At 60.0% G+C, this 15918-nt stretch carries 14 protein-coding genes; 5 read left to right on the top strand and 9 right to left on the bottom strand.

From position 1 onward, the window contains the following. Positions 1–28 precede the first annotated feature (28 nt). The 3 genes from EIY71_RS02980 to EIY71_RS02970 are packed head-to-tail and all read left to right on the top strand — an operon-like array spanning position 29 to position 1649. The gene (locus EIY71_RS02980; RefSeq protein WP_085745285.1) at positions 29–454 is read left to right on the top strand and encodes an NUDIX domain-containing protein; all 426 of its coding nucleotides are present in this window, start codon (positions 29–31) and stop codon (positions 452–454) included. 23 nt (positions 455–477) lie between these two features. Next, entirely contained in the window at positions 478–1116 is a 639-nt protein-coding gene (locus EIY71_RS02975; RefSeq protein WP_102687195.1) for a LysE family translocator, read from the top strand. Between the two features lie 2 nt (positions 1117–1118). Further along, positions 1119–1649 carry a GNAT family N-acetyltransferase gene (locus tag EIY71_RS02970; protein WP_129973286.1) on the top strand — a complete coding sequence of 177 codons (531 nt, stop codon included), beginning with the start codon at positions 1119–1121 and terminating at the stop codon, positions 1647–1649. On the opposite strand, the gene metR is transcribed toward EIY71_RS02970, so the two are convergent. Beyond that, complete coding sequence (gene metR / locus EIY71_RS02965; RefSeq protein ID WP_007953158.1) at positions 1633–2550, bottom strand: transcriptional regulator MetR; 918 nt, start codon at positions 2548–2550, stop codon at positions 1633–1635. The genes EIY71_RS02970 and metR overlap by 17 nt on opposite strands. A 111-nt stretch (positions 2551–2661) precedes the next feature. Between metR and metE the strand changes: the two genes are divergently transcribed. Both metE and EIY71_RS02955 read left to right on the top strand, forming a co-directional pair. Beyond that, complete coding sequence (metE, locus tag EIY71_RS02960) at positions 2662–4971, top strand: 5-methyltetrahydropteroyltriglutamate--homocysteine S-methyltransferase (protein ID WP_134020428.1); 2310 nt, start codon at positions 2662–2664, stop codon at positions 4969–4971. 130 nt (positions 4972–5101) lie between these two features. After that, entirely contained in the window at positions 5102–6136 is a 1035-nt protein-coding gene (locus EIY71_RS02955; RefSeq protein WP_134020425.1) for an alpha/beta fold hydrolase, read from the top strand. Between the two features lie 73 nt (positions 6137–6209). Here the strand turns inward: EIY71_RS02955 and EIY71_RS02950 are convergent, their stop codons facing one another. The 8 genes from EIY71_RS02950 to EIY71_RS02915 all read right to left on the bottom strand — a co-directional run bounded on the left by EIY71_RS02950 (position 6210) and on the right by EIY71_RS02915 (position 15603). Next, complete coding sequence (locus EIY71_RS02950) at positions 6210–8552, bottom strand: hypothetical protein (protein WP_134020422.1); 2343 nt, start codon at positions 8550–8552, stop codon at positions 6210–6212. A 140-nt stretch (positions 8553–8692) separates the two neighbouring features. After that, on the bottom strand, positions 8693–9022 hold the full coding sequence (locus tag EIY71_RS02945; RefSeq protein WP_162831789.1) for a GlpM family protein: 330 nt from the start codon (positions 9020–9022) through the stop codon (positions 8693–8695). A gap of 20 nt (positions 9023–9042) precedes the next feature. Beyond that, a complete protein-coding gene (locus EIY71_RS02940) occupies positions 9043–10371 on the bottom strand; it encodes a sigma-54 dependent transcriptional regulator (RefSeq protein ID WP_039765821.1) in 1329 nt (442 codons plus the stop codon). Then, on the bottom strand, positions 10368–12281 hold the full coding sequence (locus EIY71_RS02935; protein WP_134020419.1) for a sensor histidine kinase: 1914 nt from the start codon (positions 12279–12281) through the stop codon (positions 10368–10370). Before EIY71_RS02935 ends, EIY71_RS02940 begins: the two co-directional genes overlap by 4 nt. A gap of 64 nt (positions 12282–12345) precedes the next feature. Continuing rightward, entirely contained in the window at positions 12346–13080 is a 735-nt protein-coding gene (locus tag EIY71_RS02930; RefSeq protein WP_007953170.1) for an amino acid ABC transporter ATP-binding protein, read from the bottom strand. Then, positions 13077–13748, bottom strand: coding sequence for an amino acid ABC transporter permease (locus EIY71_RS02925; protein WP_007953172.1), 672 nt, complete (start codon positions 13746–13748; stop codon positions 13077–13079). The genes EIY71_RS02930 and EIY71_RS02925 overlap by 4 nt, the downstream gene beginning before the upstream one ends. Then, positions 13748–14494, bottom strand: a complete 747-nt coding sequence (locus tag EIY71_RS02920) for an amino acid ABC transporter permease (protein ID WP_085745278.1) — start codon at positions 14492–14494, stop codon at positions 13748–13750. The genes EIY71_RS02925 and EIY71_RS02920 overlap by 1 nt, the downstream gene beginning before the upstream one ends. Positions 14495–14688: 194 nt before the next feature. After that, entirely contained in the window at positions 14689–15603 is a 915-nt protein-coding gene (locus EIY71_RS02915; RefSeq protein WP_039765825.1) for a glutamate/aspartate ABC transporter substrate-binding protein, read from the bottom strand. Positions 15604–15918: the final 315 nt, after the last annotated feature.

Genomic DNA, 15918 nt, shown 5'->3' with positions numbered 1-15918 from the left:
CGTTTTTTGAGTCAAAGGCTTTCCGTTCATGTCGACCACAAATAATTCCATCATTCGCATTGCTGCCGCATTGCTGCTCAACCCCGACGGCCAGACCCTGCTGGTGCGCAAGCGCGGCACTACGGCGTTCATGCAACCGGGCGGCAAGATCGAACCGCATGAACTGCCGGTGCATGCATTGGCCCGTGAGCTGGAAGAAGAGCTTGGGCTGGTGATCGATCCGGCGCAGGCGAGCTTTCTCGGCCAGTTCTCGGCGCCCGCCGCCAACGAGCCGGGATTCGTCGTGCAGGCCGAGATCTTTCAGTTGACCATCGATGCTCAAGTGTTGCCGGCTGCCGAGATCGAAGAGGTGATCTGGATCGACCCGGCCACCGACGGCAATGTAATTCTCGCCCCATTGACACGTGACCTGATCCTGCCGTTTTATCGAGCCTCGCTGACCGCGATCGCCTGATCATTCGTGTAAAGGACTTCGTCATGATCCCGCTTCAAGACCTGCTGATTTTTGCCGCCGCTGCACTGCTGATGGTACTGACGCCGGGGCCGAACATGATCTACCTGATCTCGCGGTCGATCTGTCAGGGACGCCGTGCCGGGGTGACCTCGCTGCTCGGCGTGGTGGCGGGTTTCTTTGTGCATCTGTTCGCGGCAGCCGCCGGTTTGACCGCGGTGTTTCTCGCGGTGCCGATGGCCTATGAAGTGTTGAAGTGGGCCGGTGCGCTGTACCTGCTGTGGCTGGCCTGGCAGGCGGTGAAACCCGGCGCCCGTTCGCCATTCGAGGCGCAGCAACTGCCGGCGGATTCGTCGCGCAAACTGATCACCATGGGCTTTCTCACCAGCGCGCTGAACCCGAAAATCGCGGTGTTCTACCTCTCGGTATTTCCGCAATTCATTTCGCCAGAGCATGGCTCGGTGTTCACCCAGAGCATCATCCTCGGCCTGACCCAGATCAGCGTCAGCTTCTGCGTCAACCTGCTGATCGCGCTGTTCGCCGCTGGCATCGCGTCGTGGTTCGTCAACAACCCGACCTGGCTGGCGGCGCAGCGTTATTTCATGGGCTTCGTGCTGGGCGGCCTGGCCGTGCGGCTGATGCTTGAACAGCGCAAGGCCGCCTGAACATGTGGATCGAACGGCTGGACGCCAGTCATGCACTGGCTTATCGCGAACTGATGCTGGAAGCCTATGACCGGCATCCGCAGGCGTTCACCTCCAGCGTGCGCGAGCGCGCGGTAATGCCTTTGAGCTGGTGGGAATCACGCCTGACCAGCAAGTTCGACGCGGTGTTCGGCGCGTTCGAAGACGGCCGGCTGGCGGGCATCGTCGGCCTGGCGTTCGAGCCTCGGGAAAAGGCCCGGCACAAGGCAACGGTCTTCGGCATGTATGTGTCCGCCGACTTTCGTCAGCGCGGGCTGGGGCTGAAATTGATGGAAGCGGTGCTGGGTGAAGCACAGCAGCATCCTGCGCTGAAAGTCATTCAATTGACCGTCACCGCCGGCAATGATGCGGCGTTCCAGCTGTACCAGCGCTGCGGCTTCATCCAGTTCGGCCTGGAGCCGATGGCGGTGCGGGTCGGCGAGGACTACTTCGACAAGATCCACATGTGGTGCCCGCCTTCTGTGCCGACCGCCAGCCTCAACGAACCGCGCTGACCCCATCCAGGGTCGAGAACGAAGTGTCCTTGGCCGTCAGCAGGAAATCGCGCATGTACGGCGCGTCCAGCATGTCGGCGCGGATCGCCGCGTACAGCGTCGCGAACAGACCTTTCTCGCCCAGCCGCTTGCCCTTCACGTAACCGCGCGAGCTGTATTCATGCAGCGCCCAGTGCGGCATGCCGCACACGCCACGACCGCTGGCCACCAGTTGCATCATCATCACCGTCAGTTCCGAGGTGCGCACCTGCGCCGGCTCGATGTCGGCCGGTTCGAGGAAGCGGGTGAAGATATCGAGGCGGTCACGTTCCACCGGATAAGTGATCAGGGTTTCGGTCAGCAGGTCTTCGGGGACGATGTACGGTTTGCTTGCCAGTGCGTGCTGGTTGGCGACCGCCAACATCGCCTCGTAGGTGAACAGCGGCACGTAGGTGATGCCGGCGATTTCCAGCGGGTCGGACGTCACCACCAGATCCAGATCACCCCGGGCCAGCGCTGGCAGCGGGGCAAACGAGAAACCCGAAGCGAGGTCGAGTTCGACTTCCGGCCACGCATCGCGGAACTGATCGATGGTCGGCATCAGCCACTGGAAGCAGCTGTGGCATTCGATCGCCATGTGCAGACGCCCGGCGGTGCCCCCGGCCAGACGCCCGATATCACGCTCGGCGGCGCGCAGCAGCGGCAGGGTCGCGTCGGCCAGTTGCAGAAGGCGCAGGCCGGCGCTGGTGAAGCGCACCGGTTTGGTCTTGCGCACGAACAATGGCATGCCCATGCGCTCTTCCAGTTCCTTGAACTGGTGGGACAGCGCCGACTGGGTCAGGTGCAGGCGGTCGGCTGCATCGACCAGGCTGTCGGCTTCGCGCAGGGCATGCAGGGTTTTCAGGTGACGGATCTCAAGCACCGCAGGCTCCATGAGGAAAATTTGTGATCAACACGAAAAGGTTGAGTTTGTCTCATGTTGCCCTGGCTGTCGACAATGGCGCCATCTTTTACGCAATGGAGAACACTCGACATGGCCGTGGCACACACCCTGGGTTTCCCGCGCATCGGCGCCGACCGTGAACTGAAAAAAGCCCTCGAAGCCTGTTGGAAAGGCGATCTCGATCAGGCCGCTTTGAATCAGGTCGGCCGCGAGCTGCGTGCCAGACACTGGCAACTGCAGAAGGATGCCGGCATCGACCTGCTGCCGGTCGGCGACTTCGCCTGGTACGACCAGGTGCTGACCCACTCGCTGACCTTCGGTGTGATCCCCGAGCGCTTCGACGGTGTGCGTGACGAGTGCGGCCTGCCGACCCTCGACACCCTGTTCGCCATGGCCCGTGGCGCCACGTCCTGCTGCGGCGGCGAGCACGGCAAGACTCAATACGCCCAAGAGCTGACCAAGTGGTTCGACACCAACTACCACTACCTGGTCCCGGAATTCAGCGCAGGCCAGCAATTCAAGCTGAGCTGGGAGCAGTTGTTCGATGAAGTCGAAGAAGCCAAAGCCCTCGGTCACAACGTCAAACCGGTGATCATCGGCCCGCTGACTTACCTGTGGCTGGGCAAGGCGAAAGGCAACGACTTCGACAAGCTTGATCTGCTTGAGCGCCTGTTGCCGGTGTACAACGAAATCCTCGGTCGCCTCGCCGCACAGGGCGTGGAGTGGGTGCAGATCGATGAGCCGATCCTCACCCTCGACCTGCCGCAAGCCTGGAAAAGCGCCTTCGAACGCGCCTATCACATCCTTCAGTACTCGCCGCTGAAGAAACTGGTGGCGACCTATTTCAGCGGTCTGCAAGACAACCTCGGTCTGGCCGTCGGCCTGCCGGTGCAAGGCCTGCATATCGACGCCGTGCGTGCACCGGATCAACTGGGTCAGGTGCTCGATCGCCTGCCGACCTACAAGATTCTTTCGGTCGGTCTGGTCAACGGACGCAACGTCTGGCGCTGCGAACTGGAGCAGGCGCTGGCGCAACTGCAACCGGCGCAGGAGCGCTTTGGCGACAACCTGTGGGTCAGCAGTTCCTGCTCACTACTGCACAGTCCGGTGGATGTCGAGCGTGAAGACAAGCTCGATCCGGAACTGAAAAGCTGGCTGGCATTCGCCGTGCAGAAGTGCAGCGAAATCTCGGTGTTGCGTGATGCGCTGAACGATCCACAAGCGCCGAAAGTGCAAAGCGCACTGGCCGAAAGCCGCGCGATTCAAGAAAGTCGCGCCCGTTCACCGCGTATTCACAAGGCCGCCGTGCAGGCGCGCATCGAGGCGATCAATGCCAGCGACAGCCAGCGTCATTCGCCGTTCGCCAAACGCATCGCCGCGCAACAGGCGCGTTTGAAATTGCCGACGTTCCCGACCACCACCATTGGCTCGTTCCCGCAGACCGGCTCGATCCGTCTGGCCCGTCAGGCGTTCAAGCAGGGCAAGCTGTCGGCCAACGATTACCACGACGCCATGCGCAGCGAAATCCGCCACGCGGTACAGGTGCAGGAACGTCTGGGCCTTGATGTATTGGTGCACGGTGAAGCCGAGCGCAACGACATGGTCGAGTACTTCGCCGAGCAGCTCGACGGTTACCTGTTTACCCGCTTCGGCTGGGTCCAGAGCTACGGGTCCCGTTGCGTGAAACCGGCGGTGATTTATGGCGACCTGTCCCGTCCTAATGCCATGACCGTTGACTGGATCACCTACGCCCAGAGCCTGACGGACAAGGTGATGAAAGGCATGCTGACCGGTCCCGTGACCATGCTGATGTGGTCGTTCCCCCGTGAAGATGTGTCGCGCAAAGTCCAGGCGCAACAACTGGCGCTGGCCCTGCGGGACGAAGTGGTGGATCTGGAAAACGCCGGAATCAAGATCGTGCAGATCGACGAGGCGGCCTTCCGCGAAGGCTTGCCATTGCGCCGTGAACAATGGCAGGAATACCTCGACTGGGCGGTGGAAGCGTTCCGTCTGACAGCGTCGGGCGTGAAGGATGAAACCCAGATCCACACCCACATGTGCTACAGCGAATTCAATGACGTGATCAAGGCGATCGCCGACATGGACGCCGACGTCATCACCATCGAAACCTCGCGCTCGGACATGGAATTGCTCGAAGCCTTCGAAGCGTTCGACTACCCGAACGACATCGGCCCGGGTGTTTACGACATCCACTCGCCGCGGGTGCCGGACACTGCCGAGATGGTCAAGTTGATGAGCAAAGCCGTGAAGCGCATCCCGGCGCAGCGTCTGTGGGTCAACCCGGACTGCGGCCTGAAAACCCGCGCCTGGCCCGAGACCGAAGCGGCGCTGGTGAACATGGTGGCAGCGGCGCGGCAGTTGCGCAGTCAGTTGGCGTAACGGCAGCACCGGATGAAGAGTGTCGACCGCTCGGCACTCTTCATCAAACTGTCATCGAACTGTGGCAGCGCGCTTGAACAAACTTCATCAGACTCGCGCTCTACTGGGGTTCTGCGTTTCGGTGTTTTTCATGTTCAAGGGATTTTTTGCAATCGCGGCGTTGTTGGCCGCGGTTTTTTTCGTTCCGGCGTCCAATGCGGCGTCGCGTTGCGACGTCAATGTACCGACCGAACGGGTCGATCTGGAGCAGGTGAGCCTGGCCTACCAGAGCATCGGTCGTGCGTCGGATCCGGCGCTGTTGCTGGTGATGGGCCTGGGTGGGCAGTTGATCCACTGGCCGGATGATGTGGTGGTTGCGCTGTGTCAGCAAGGCTTTCGGGTGATCCGTTATGACAACCGCGATGTCGGTCTGTCGACCTGGCGCCAGACGCCGGTGGAAGCCAACCTGACTTTTGAGGTACTGCGCTACAAGCTCGGCCTGCCGGTGGCGGCGCCTTACAGCCTGACCGACATGGCCGATGATGCGCTGGGCCTGATGGATGCGTTGCACGTCGAGCAATTCCACGTGCTCGGCGCGAGCATGGGCGGGATGATCGCCCAGCACATGGCGGCCATGGCGCCGCAACGGGTCGAGAGCCTGACGCTGATCATGACCAGCTCCGGCGCCGAAGGGTTGCCGGCGCCGAGCGCGGCGTTGGTGCAGTTGCTGGCACGACGTGGCGCGCCCAATCGCCAGATCGCGCTTGAGCAACAGGCCGATCTGCTGGCGGCGCTGGGCAGTCCTTCAGTCAGCGATGATCGCGAGGCGTTGCTGCATCAAGCGGCGCTGTCCTATGACCGAGCGTTCAATCCCGAAGGCGTGAAGCGCCAGATCATGGCGATCCTCGCCGAACCGAGCCGGGTGGCGTTGCTCAATCAACTACGCGTCCCGACGCTGGTAGTGCATGGCACGGCGGATCCTTTGTTGCCGGTGATGCACGGCGTACATCTGGCGGCACACATTCGTGGTAGTCAGCTGCGGCTGATTCCGGGGCTGGCGCACCGTTTTCAGGAAGCGTTCAAGGAGCCGTTGCTGGCGGCGGTGTTGCCGTATCTGCGCGAGCACCGCGAAGACACGTCGCACTGGGCGCAGATCGAACCGGTGGCGGAAGGGAATTTGTTGTAGGGAGAGTAGGACGAAGCCTCGGGGGTGTCAGTCGCCAAGGCTTCTCCGATCCGCGCGTTTGTCGTCTTTCCAATCATCCTGCGATCTTATAAAGCCAGGCTCGTCGTTCTCCGTAAGCTGAGATGCCCAAGTCAGAACCCATACTGGAAAGCCACATCGCCCAAGCGTTCGGACTCCAGGAACCATCGGGGTTGTAAAGAACATTTTCTTTTGACCAATACAGTTCGTTTGGCAAACCCATTCTTTGGGTCGCGGTACCCGCCGGGCCGCGGTACGTTCTCCTGACGACTTCCAGCTCCCCTAGCGTCAATCCGTAGTTTGCCAGGTTGGGTTGGTCCGGTGGGGTCCAGGTGGTGTAACCGAATTCGAGTCGTTGAACATTGTAAAAAGTGATGGCGTAAAACGCAGTGCCACCTGCACTGTCATAAACCCAGATTATTGCTGTCCCGTTGCCCGTCGCATGCACTCTTCCGGTGTTTATATCTATCCAGGCGACCGACGGATTTGAAGAGTAGTACCGGAATGGTGGGGTGCCTCCTGTGGCGGATCGATGGTAAATGCCTTGCGCCAGTGGTGATTGTGGATTGACTCCCCGGAAGTTGTAACAGCCTTGTGCATTCTGTGAGTGATTCTGGCCCAGGCTCAAAGGCGCGACAACTTTGAACGTCCACGTGTTCGAGAGTGGGTTGGTCCCGGACAGCGCTTTGGCCATTATTTGATAAGTATTTGGTGCAGCGACTACAAAGGTGAAGTCCCATTTGCCGGTCGATCTTGCTGTCGTATTACCGAGCGGTGTGCTTCCGTTCAGAATCTGCAGGTTTTCGTCTTCCGACGAGCTGCCGCTCACGGTCACACTGACTGCCGTCGTGGTACCCCCATTGAGTACAGGCTGGTTTGTCTGAGTGTTGATTGTTGCGGTAATTGTAGGCGTCTGCGTTTGTAAGGCACCGATCTGAAGCAGCAACAGCTCGGACTGCACTGAGGGCGTTCCCGGATTTTCGATTTCGTAGGCAACGATCAATCGCTTGCTTGCGAACCGTTTGGTGTAGTCGGCTGGCACTGTGAAGACAACCTCCTGGGTTGCATCGACAATGAATTGTCTGAACATATACATGTTCACCACCCCGTCTGATCCGGTTATCTGCCAGAACATTGTCATCTTTGCATCGTTGGCCAAAGGCCAGTATTTGGGGATCACGACATGCGCCAGCGTGGTGTCCGCAGGTAGTTCGTCTCCTTTCTGTTCGGTAATGGTCGGGGCAGCGGCGGGGTTTTCGGATTTGCTTGCGCTGACGGTAACGGTAGCGGACTTGGAGCTCTGAGTGATCGTGCCGCGTTTTTTCGTGTAGCTGAGCGTAAACAGACCTTTGATGACGTTTCGAATGAGCTCGTTTGGCAACGGTATTTGCAAAAGCCGGCTGTTGGCCTCCATCGTCCTTTCGATCACATGTTCGACCCGGTCACCCCGGGAAGTAAACAGGACAATGGTGAGTAGTACGTTATCGCCAATGCTGAATTGGTCCGTCAAAAGAACTGTTGCCGCAGCGCCGGCTAGGCTGCTGTAGTCGAGATTGTTTGCAGCATCCGTTTCATCTACCTGGGGGGGCGGGAGAAGCACAGCGGTAGGCTTCAGGGACAGCATGACTGCGCTTGACCATCCACTGGCGTTGTGCACCCGGTCTTCGAGTTCATAACTGAGCGCCACCTTGTCGGTGTTGGGCAGCCTGGCCAGGAATTCGGGAAGCAAGTCAAAAAATACCTCCCCCAAAGCGGTGACCGTTACGCTCAGGCCAAGCGGGCCAACCATCAGATAAACCGTGTCGCCGATTGCCTGATACCGGTACTGCGGCACAGTGACGGTCATGCCATTGTCCAGCACGGGTTTGTCAATTACCGTCTCCGAGGGAATTGGCCGTGCCAGTCCCTGGTTGTTGGGCTTGTCGGGCCGTGTATCTTCTTCACCGGGACCGAAGGGTTTGAACAGCAGAGACAGGGGCGGAGAGGTATTTGTATTTCCGCTCGGACGTGTGACTTTGAACACCAACGGCAACGCATCAGGCATGGGGATGGGGGAGGAAAACAACTGATTCAGAAGATCAGACGGCAGGTAAAACGGTACCGGTTTGTCGACGTTTGATCCTACCGAAATGGGGGCGCCGACAGGTCTGGGAGGTGTCCCGATGAGTAACTGTATGAAGTCCAGACTGTCCATGTCCGAGTACGGGAAAAAGTAACCCAATAGTCCCCGTCGATCGCTATTCACCATGTTTCGATTCACGCCGTAGACGTTATTTGCCAGCGCTTTCGCCCCCGGAATGAACGGCGGGACATCCGCCATTATGCGCAAGGGGTCGTGATCCGTTGAAAAGACAAGTTGCTGAGTCGAAGCGTTAGTGTTGCTCGATAGGCTGACCATGTTTTTGCCTCAAGTAAGGTAGCGCTGCAGTCCCCTGCGTATAGGGAGATTGAGCAGCTACCGATGAGGTCCGTCTACTGTCAGATCTAACAGGTCATCGTGATTTTCAGACGAGCGGTGCACCGATACCTACGTCTGATTCAGGCGTGAAGCCGCACCCACACCGACACCAGCACCGTCGCCGCCATCAGCCACGCCACCGCCGCGACCGCCAGCGAAGCCTCTAGGCGCATGCGGTCGACCATCACGTACAAGGTCGCCAGATAGACGAAGTACGGAATGATCGACCACATGCCGAAAACGATGGTGGTCTTCAGGTCGTCGATCGAACGGCCCTTGCCGACGATGTAATGGGCGATCAGGGCGAAGGTCGGGAACAGCGGCACCAGCCCTGCGATGTAGTAGTTTTTGGTCTTGGCCAGCATGGCGAGGATCACCACCACGGCCGCACCGAGCATTGCCTTGAAAATCAGATCCACGTCGTTCTCGCTTAATGGCTCAGGCCGTATTTTTTCACTTTGTCGAACAGCGTGGTCTTGGCCATGCCCAGTTCCAGGCTGGCCTGGGTCAGGTTGCCGCCGCTGCGTTGCAGGGCGTCGCTGAGCAGGTTGCGTTCGAACGCTTCCACCGCTTCGGCGAACGCCAGGCCCTGGCCTGCGCTACCCGCGCCGGTTTTCTTGAACGCCGGCAAACCGAGGGCAAAACGCTCGGCGACGTTGCGCAGCTCGCGCACGTTGCCCGGCCAGTCGTGGCTCATCAGGCTCGACAACGTCTGGTTGTCCAGCTCCGGCAGTGCGCGGTCGAAACGCAGGGCCGATTGCTGGGTGAAGTGTTCGAACAGTTGCAGGATGTCTTCGCGGCGCTCGCGTAGCGGCGGCAGTTCCAGCGTTACCACGTTGAGGCGGTAGTACAGGTCACTGCGAAATTCCCCGGCCTTGCTCGATTCGTCGAGGTCGGACTTGGTGGCTGCGATCACCCGGCAATCCACCGCCACGCTCTGGTTCGAGCCGAGGCGTTCGAGAGTGCGCTCCTGCAACACCCGCAGCAGTTTGATCTGCAACGGCAGCGGCATGCTTTCCACTTCATCGAGGAACAGCGTGCCGCCGTCGGCGTGTTCGATCTTGCCGATCCGCCGCTTGCCGGCGCCGGTGAAGGCGTTGGCCTCGTGACCGAAGATTTCGCTTTCGAACAGGTTTTCCGGCAGCCCGCCGCAGTTCAGCGCAACGAACTGTTTGCTGTGACGGCGGCTGAAATCATGCAGGCAACGGGCGACCAGTTCCTTGCCGGTACCGGTTTCGCCTTCGATCAGCACATTAGCCGAGGTGTCGGCGACGTTGGCGATCAGTTCGCGCAGGTTCTGCATGGCTGGCGAACGGCCGATGATCCGACCTTCAAGGGAATCGCGTTCGGCCAGTTGCCGGCGCAGGGACGAGACTTCGCGATTCAGGCTGCGTTGTTCGAGGGCTCGGCGGGCCACGTCCACCAGTCGTTCTGGGGAGAACGGTTTCTCCATGAAGTCGTAGGCGCCTTTCTGCATCGCGCCGACGGCCATGGAGATGTCGCCGTGTCCGGTGATCAGCACCACCGGCAGGCTGCGGTCGCGTTGCTTGAGCCGGGTCAGCAGTTCCAGGCCGTCGATGCCCGGCAGGCGAATGTCGCTGATGACGATCCCGGCGAAGTTGTCACCGACCTGCTCCAGCGCTTCTTCGGCACTGCCCACGCCGATGCAGGGAATGTCTTCCAGCGTCAGCGCCTGCTGGCAGCCGAGCAGGACATGGGGGTCGTCTTCGACGATCAATACACTGAGGTCGTTGTTCATATTGGCTCGGCAGGAGTAGGGCTTACCAACGGTAAACTGAGGACGAAAGTGGTACCACCGCTGGCCGGGTGTTCGACACCCAGATGCCCGCCGGTGGCGGCCGCCAGACTGGCCGACAGGGTCAGGCCGAGGCCCAGGCCCTGTTCGCCGGGCTTGGTGGTGAAGAACGGTTCGAACAGATGCTTGCGGGCTTCGGCGTCGATGCCGTGACCGTTGTCGCGCACCCGCAGGCGATATTTGCCGTTGAATTCTTCGCCTTCCAGCCACAGCTCCGGCAGCGATTGCGCCTGCATGGCGTCGAGGGCGTTGCCGATCAGGTTGACCAGAATCTGTTCCAGGCGCGTCTGGTCGATCTGCACCTGCACGTCGTCGAACTGGCGATGCAGTTGCAGGGAGGCACTTTCGACGCGGGCGCCGAGCACTTGCAGCGCGGCATCCACCGCTTTGCCAAGGCTGGCGCGACCCTTGTCGTCACCGCGCCGGGCGAAGGAGCGCAGGCTGGCGGTGATCCGGCCCATGCGGTCGATCAGGTCGTTGATGGTCTTGAGGTTGGTGCTGGCGACATCGAGCTGGCCGCGTTCAAGGAAGCGGATGGTGTTGCCCGACAGTGTGCGCATCGCCGCCAGCGGCTGGTTCAGTTCGTGGGCGATGCTGGTGGACATCTGGCCGATCGCCGCGAGTTTGCCGGCCTGCACCAGTTCGTCCTGGGCACGGCGCAAAGTCTCCTCGGCCTGACGCCGTTCGCGGATCTGGCTCTTGAGCCGGTCGTTGCTGGCGCGCAGGTCGGCGGTGCGTTCGGTAATCCGACGCTCCAGCTGATTGTTGGCTTCCTGCAGGGCTTCACGGGCGGCGAGGCGGGTGGCGATGACCTTGCGCCGTTCGTTCCAGGCGATCAGCAGGAATGCCACGAGCGCAAAGGCGACTGCCACCAGAATCCCCTGATTGATCGCCTCGCGCCGCAGATCCTGCAACGGCGTGAGCAGAGTGAAATTCCACGGGGTATCGCTCAGCGGTCGGGTTTGCGCCAGATAGCTGATGTTTTCCTCATCGCCATCCTGTTGGCTCGGCACTTCGCTGTTGGCCGGGAAGGTGAGTTTCTCCACACCTTCGGACAGGGTTTCGCGGGCCAGCGGTTGCAGTTCGTTCAGCGGAAACCAGTAGTACTGCAGGCTGCGGGCGAGTTTTTCCTTGGTCTCGTCGCTCAGCGGAATGACCGATTTCAGGCGCCGGGCCGGATCGCTGGAGAGAATGATGATGCCGTTTTCATCGCTGACGAAGGCTTCGAGGCGCGCCCGTTGCCAGCGTTCTTCCAAGGCTTCCAGGCGCACCTTGACCACCGCGACGCCGATGATCTTGCCGTGTTCTTCGAGGCCGTGGGCCAGGTAATAACCGGGTTCGCCGTTGGTGCTGCCGATCCCGTAGAAGCGTCCGGGCTGGCCGCGAATGGCGTTCTGGAAGTAGGCGCGGAACGACAGGTCTTCACCGAGATAACTGTCGACGTCGCGCCAGTTGCTGGTGGCCATGACGCGGCCGGTGGTGTCCATGACGTAGATGGCCCGACTGCGGCTGCGCCGGTTCAGGCCTTCAAGGTAATCGTTGACCGTTTGCCGGTGTTCCGGGGTCGGGTCGTCCAGCAACTGCGAAACGCTCGATTCGAGTTCCAGCAGGCTGGGCAGGTAGGTGTATTTGCTGATCTCGCTTTCGACCGCGCGGGCGTGCAGTTCCAGCTGGCGCTGGCCGTTTTCGCCGAGGCTGCGGATGCCGAAATGTTCACTGGTCCAGAAGCCGATGTAACCCAGTCCGACCATCAGGGCGATGACCAGCGGCGGCAGGAACAGGTGGCGGATCAGACGGGGTTTCACGGCAAGTGATGGCGGCGTGGCGCGATAGAGAGTGGGGTCGCATTTCATCACAGATGCCTTGGGTCAACCACCTGCATTCCCCGACAGAGGATGTCGGGGAATGCAGCCGTTTTTAGTGCTGCAGGATTTTCTCGAGGAAATGCTGCGCGCGTTCGGAGCGTTGGCTGATGTCGCCAAAGAACTCTTCTTTCTTGCAGTCTTCGATGATCTTGCCGGCGTCCATGAAGATCACGCGGTCGGCCACTTTACGGGCGAAGCCCATTTCATGGGTCACGCACATCATGGTCATGCCTTCGTGGGCCAGCTGCACCATCACGTCGAGCACTTCGTTGACCATTTCCGGGTCGAGCGCCGAGGTCGGTTCGTCGAACAGCATGACGATCGGGTCCATCGCCAGCGCACGGGCGATCGCCACACGCTGTTGCTGACCGCCGGACAACTGGCCCGGATGTTTGTGGGCATGAGCCGACAGGCCGACGCGCTCGAGCAGTTGCAGGCCTTTCTTGGTCGCCTCTTCCTTGCTGCGGCCCAGCACCTTGATCTGCGCGATGGTCAGGTTTTCGGTGATGGTCAGGTGCGGGAACAGTTCGAAGTGCTGGAACACCATGCCGACGCGCGAGCGCAGTTTCGGCAGGTTGGTCTTCGGATCGGCAATCGACGTGCCGTCGACCACGATGTCACCTTTCTGGAACGGCTCCAGTGCGTTGACGCACTTGATCAGGGTCGACTTGCCCGAACCGGACGGACCGCAGACCACGATCACTTCACCCTTTTTGACCTCGGTGCTGCAATCGGTCAGCACCTGGAAGTCCCCATACCACTTGTTGATGTTCTTGATAGAGATCATACGGCGAACCTTTTTTGCAGACGCTTGACCAGCACCGAGGCGGCAAAGCTGATGGTGAAGTACACGAGACCTGCGAAGATCAGGAACTCATTCGAGCGGCCAATGATGTCGCCACTGGCGCGCGAGGCGTTGAGGAAGTCCACCAGGCCCACGGTGTAGACCAGCGAGGTGTCCTGGAACAGGATGATGCTCTGCTGCAGCAGCAGCGGGGTCATCTTGCGGAACGCCTGGGGCAGGATGATCAGGCGCATCATCTGGCCGTAGGTCATGCCCAGTGCCTGCGCCGCGCCCATCTGGCCTTTCGGGATCGACTGCACGCCGGCCCGGACGATTTCGCAGAAGTACGCCGCTTCGAACATCATGAACGCCACGATGCACGAGGTGAACGCGCCGATCGGGGTGTCTTCGCCGGTGATCCAGCGCAGCACGAACGGCACTGCCAGGTAGAACCAGGTGATCACCAGCAGCAGCGGGATCGAACGGAAATAGTTGACGTACGCGCCGGCGATGCTCGACAGCAGTTTGCTGTGGGACAGGCGCATCAACGCGAGGATGGTGCCGAGGATGATCCCGCCGACCACGCCCAGCGCCATCAGCTTGAGGGTCATCAGCATGCCGTTCCACAGGCCGGGAATGGCCGGAACGATGCCACTGAAATCGAATTCCATTATTTACCCCCCACGGAGATCAGGCCGGGCACGGCGACTTTCTTCTCGACCATGCGCATCAGCAGCATCAGGCTCATGTTGAGGGTGAAATAGATCAGGGTCGCCAGGGTGAACGCTTCAAACAGGTTGGCCGAGAATTCGGCGGTCTGTTTGGTTTGCGCCAGCAGCTCCATCAGACCGATCAGGGACGCCACGGAGGAGTTCTTGAACACGTTCAGGAATTCCGAGGTGAGCGGCGGAATGATGATCCGGTAGGCCTGAGGCAGCAGCACGTTCCAGTAGATCTGCGGCAGCTTGAAACCCATGGCGCGGGCAGCGGATTCCTGGCCGCGTGGCAGCGCCTGGATACCGGTGCGAACCTGTTCGCAGACACGGGCGGCGGTGAACAGGCCCAGGCAGACGACAACGCTCAGGTAGGCCGAAGTGGTCGGGTTCAGGTCCTGCTTGTACCACTCCTGCAGATCCGGCGGCAGCAGATCGGGCACCAGGAAGTACCAGATGAACAGCTGAACCAGCAGCGGCACGTTACGGAACAGTTCGACGTAGCAGGTCGCGATGCCCGACACGATGCGGTTCGGCACGGTGCGCATGATGCCCAGCAGCGAGCCGAGTATCAGGGCGATGATCCAGGCCACGATGGCGATGGCGATGGTCCAGCCCAGACCGGAAATGAACCAGTCGAGATAGGTCTCGCTGCCCACGCCGGTGGACTTGAAGAACACGCCCCAGTCCCAGTTGTAATTCATTAGGGTCTCCCCTCGATTCGATCGATGTACAAGTGCCCGCCTGGGGAAGCTCCGTTCCCGCCCTGATTGTGAAAATCAGGCACACGCGATCGGCTCGACAGCCACCGGTTCGAGTGTTTCCAGAAAATGCCAGCAGGGAGTGACCATCCCCTGAAAAGGCAGGCGCCTCCTCAGGGGATAAGGTTAGTCAGAAATCAGGATTTCTTGTCGTCAGCCGCTTTGTCGGTCGGATTGGCGATCAGGGCCTTGAGCTCGTCGCTCATCGGGAAGTTCAGGTTCAGGCCTTTTGGCGGAATCGGCTGCATGAACCATTTTTCGTAGATCTTGTTGATCTCGCCCGAGGCGTAGGTCGCCTTGATGGCGTCGTCGACAGCCTTTTTGAACGGCGCATCGCCCTTGCGCATCATGCAGCCATAGATTTCGTACGACTGTGGCGTGCCGGTTACAGCCCAGTCGGAGGCTTTCTTGGCCTTGGCGGCTTCGCCGGCCAGCAGGGCGTCGTCCATCATGAACGCAACGGCACGACCCGATTCCAGCATCTGGAAGGATTCACCGTGGTCCTTGGCGGAGATCACGTTCATGCCCATCTGCTTGTCGGCGTTCATCGCCTTGAGGATGCGCTCGGAAGTGGTGCCGGCGGTGGTCACGACGTTCTTGCCTTTCAGATCGTCGAAATCCTTGTACTTGGAGTCAGCCTTGGACAGCAGACGGGTACCGATTTCGAAGATGCCGACGGAGAAGTCGACCTGTTGCTGACGCTCGACGTTGTTGGTGGTGGAGCCGCACTCGACGTCCACGGTGCCGTTCTGCACCAGCGGGATACGGGTTTGCGAAGTCACGAGGTTGTATTTGACCTGCAGGTTTGGCAGGTCCAGGTCTTTCTTGATCGCTTCGACGATGGCCAGCTGGATATCGTGGGAGTAGCCGACCGGCTTGCCGGAAGCGTCAGCGATGTAGGAGAAAGGAATGGAAGCGTCACGGTGGCCCAGGGTGATGACGCCGGACTCTTTGATCTTCTTAAGGGTGCCGGTGAGTTCGGCAGCGAAAACTGGTGTGCTGATCAGAGCGGCAGCAATGGCTGCGCCCAGGATATGGGGAACGATGCGCATCAAATTTTCCTCGACATTGTTTTTTTTATGGAGCCGGTTGAGCGGGCCCTTTGTACTTCGAATGCCTGACGGCTCCTGTTGTGTTGGCGCAACAGGCATTCGTCGAAGGAGTGTAGAGCATGAGTCGTGCCAGACCAGTCAGTACAGGTTAATTCATTGATTTATAACGTTATTAAAGTTTTGTGATGGTGTTTTTCCGTCAATCTGATCCGGTTAACCGAATTGACCGTCAGGTCGCGTTCGGAAAACCGAACGTCCTCATTGCGCCTTGTTTCAGCCTGAATGCAAAAAGCCCCTGAATCTTTCGATTCAGGG

The organism is Pseudomonas sp. CH235 (genome assembly GCF_004368175.1).
GTDB lineage: Bacteria > Pseudomonadota > Gammaproteobacteria > Pseudomonadales > Pseudomonadaceae > Aquipseudomonas > Aquipseudomonas paraglycinae.
This window is presented reverse-complemented; position numbering and strand designations above follow the sequence as displayed.

Excerpts from the sequence above, each read along its gene's own strand:
- EIY71_RS02920 (WP_085745278.1), bottom strand. The coding sequence starts at position 14,494 with ATGAATTACAACTGGGACTGGGGCGTGTTCTTCAAGTCCACCGGCGTG.
- metE (WP_134020428.1), top strand. The coding sequence starts at position 2,662 with ATGGCCGTGGCACACACCCTGGGTTTCCCGCGCATCGGCGCCGACCGT.
- EIY71_RS02980 (WP_085745285.1), top strand. The coding sequence starts at position 29 with ATGTCGACCACAAATAATTCCATCATTCGCATTGCTGCCGCATTGCTG.
- EIY71_RS02950 (WP_134020422.1), bottom strand. The coding sequence starts at position 8,552 with ATGGTCAGCCTATCGAGCAACACTAACGCTTCGACTCAGCAACTTGTC.
- EIY71_RS02940 (WP_039765821.1), bottom strand. The coding sequence starts at position 10,371 with ATGAACAACGACCTCAGTGTATTGATCGTCGAAGACGACCCCCATGTC.
- EIY71_RS02930 (WP_007953170.1), bottom strand. The coding sequence starts at position 13,080 with ATGATCTCTATCAAGAACATCAACAAGTGGTATGGGGACTTCCAGGTG.
- EIY71_RS02935 (WP_134020419.1), bottom strand. The coding sequence starts at position 12,281 with ATGAAATGCGACCCCACTCTCTATCGCGCCACGCCGCCATCACTTGCC.
- EIY71_RS02970 (WP_129973286.1), top strand. The coding sequence starts at position 1,119 with ATGTGGATCGAACGGCTGGACGCCAGTCATGCACTGGCTTATCGCGAA.
- EIY71_RS02915 (WP_039765825.1), bottom strand. The coding sequence starts at position 15,603 with ATGCGCATCGTTCCCCATATCCTGGGCGCAGCCATTGCTGCCGCTCTG.
- EIY71_RS02955 (WP_134020425.1), top strand. The coding sequence starts at position 5,102 with ATGTTCAAGGGATTTTTTGCAATCGCGGCGTTGTTGGCCGCGGTTTTT.
- EIY71_RS02975 (WP_102687195.1), top strand. The coding sequence starts at position 478 with ATGATCCCGCTTCAAGACCTGCTGATTTTTGCCGCCGCTGCACTGCTG.
- EIY71_RS02925 (WP_007953172.1), bottom strand. The coding sequence starts at position 13,748 with ATGGAATTCGATTTCAGTGGCATCGTTCCGGCCATTCCCGGCCTGTGG.